This window comes from Xanthobacter sp. BG11Y11_SDJG (assembly GCF_057364445.1).
On record NZ_JBNFNU010000602.1, the window covers coordinates 1 to 1,730 of the forward strand.

The window sequence follows — 1,730 nt, forward strand, 5'->3', positions numbered from 1 at the left end:
ACCCAAAGACACGCGGCAAAGCGCATTCTCGGACGGCTCGCCGAGGAGCGCGCCGCGCCTGAGCCCGCCGTGCCGCCGGCGCTTCACGGAGAGACGGGAACCGCTGTGGAGGCGGAGCGGCGCCGCGGGCGCGGCGCGACCTCGAACGCCGCCGGCCGCTTCGAGCCGGCCGCCCGCATCCTGTTCGACGACGGCTGGGAGAGCCTGGAGGACCTGCCGCCCTTGCGCACCGAGGTGACGGAGGAGCGCGCGCGCACCGTCATCACCCGCAACCAGTCCCCCGACATCGCGTTCGACCGGTCGATCAACGCCTATCGCGGCTGCGAGCACGGCTGCATCTATTGTTTCGCCCGGCCGACCCATGCCTATCACGGCCTTTCGGCGGGACTGGACTTCGAGACCCGCCTGTTCGTGAAGCCGGATGCGCCGGAGCTTCTGGCGCGCGAGCTGGCGCACCCGGCCTACCAGCCGCGCGTCATCGCCATGGGCACCAACACCGACCCCTACCAGCCGATCGAGCGGCGCTACCAGGTGACGCGCCGCCTACTGGAGGTGCTGGCCGATTTCGGCCATCCGGTGGGCATCGTTACCAAGTCGGCGCTGGTGGCGCGCGACATCGACATCCTCGCCCCCATGGCGGAGCGCGGCCTGGTGAAGGTGGCGATCTCCATCACCACCCTCGACCCGCACCTCGCCAGAACCATGGAGCCGCGCGCCGCGAGCCCGCACGTGCGCCTCGGCACCATCCGCCGCCTCGCCGACGCGGGCATCCCCACCGCCGTCCTCACGGCGCCGATCATTCCCGCGCTCAACGACATGGAGATCGAGCGCATGCTCGACGCCGCCAAGGCCGCGGGCGCGAGCGAGGCCGGCTACGTCACCCTGCGCCTGCCGCTGGAGATCGCCGATCTGTTCCGCGAGTGGCTGGTGGCGCACTTCCCCGACAAGGCGCGGCACGTTCTGGCGCTGGTGCGGCAGATGAACGGCGGCAAGGACTATGATTCCACCTTCGGCAAGCGCCAGCGCGGCGCCGGTCCCTATGCCTGGACCATCGGCCGGCGCTTCGAGATCGCCGCCCGGCGCCTCGGTCTCGAGGGCCGCGGCCTGAAGCTCACCACCGCCCATTTCCGCCGCCCGGCCGCCAAGGGCGAGCAGCTTTCGCTGTTCGATTGAGGATCATGCGATGACATCCGAGATTGAAACCGGCGCCGCGCCTCCGGACGCGCCCGCCCTCAAGCTTCACCTGGTGACGCTTGGCGTCGCCGATCTCGAACGGTCCGCCGCCTTCTACGCGGCGATGGGCCTGGAGCGGCGCTATCGCGGCGCGACGGGGGTTGCCTTCTTTTATGCCGGCGGGGTCGTGCTCGGCCTCTATCCCACCGCCGCGCTGGCGGAGGACGCGCAGCTCGGGCCCGAGGCCACCGGCACCGGCTTCGGCGGTGTCGCCCTTGCCTTCAACGTCGCGGACGAAGACGAACCGGCACGCGTCATCGCCCGGGCGGTCGCCGCGGGCGGGCGCTGCCTGAAGCCGGCGCAGACGGTGTTCTGGGGCGGCACCAGCGGCTATTTCGCGGACCTCGACGGCCATGTCTGGGAAGTGGCCTTCAATCCCGGCTTTCCGTTCGACGCCGCAGGACGGCTCGTGGTGCCGGCCGAGGCCGACGCGCCGTGAATGCGCACCAGCGGCGGGGAGGGGCCGGCTATGCCTCCGCCGGAAGGCCGTCGCCGCA

The 1,730-nt window shown here is 71.4% G+C and carries 2 protein-coding genes; both read left to right on the forward strand.

The annotated features are described in order from the left end of the window. Positions 1-24: 24 nt before the first annotated feature. The gene (locus AC2W7M_RS24860) at positions 25-1,173 is read left to right on the forward strand and encodes a PA0069 family radical SAM protein (protein WP_486135726.1); all 1,149 of its coding nucleotides are present in this window, start codon (positions 25-27) and stop codon (positions 1,171-1,173) included. Positions 1,174-1,183: 10 nt separating this feature from the next. Further along, positions 1,184-1,672 (forward strand): VOC family protein, encoded by a 489-nt coding sequence (locus AC2W7M_RS24865; RefSeq protein WP_486135724.1) that lies wholly within the window; start codon positions 1,184-1,186, stop codon positions 1,670-1,672. Positions 1,673-1,730 lie beyond the last annotated feature (58 nt).

Coding starts and splice junctions, on each gene's coding strand:
- AC2W7M_RS24865 (WP_486135724.1), top strand. CDS start 1,184: ATGACATCCGAGATTGAAACCGGCGCCGCGCCTCCGGACGCGCCCGCC.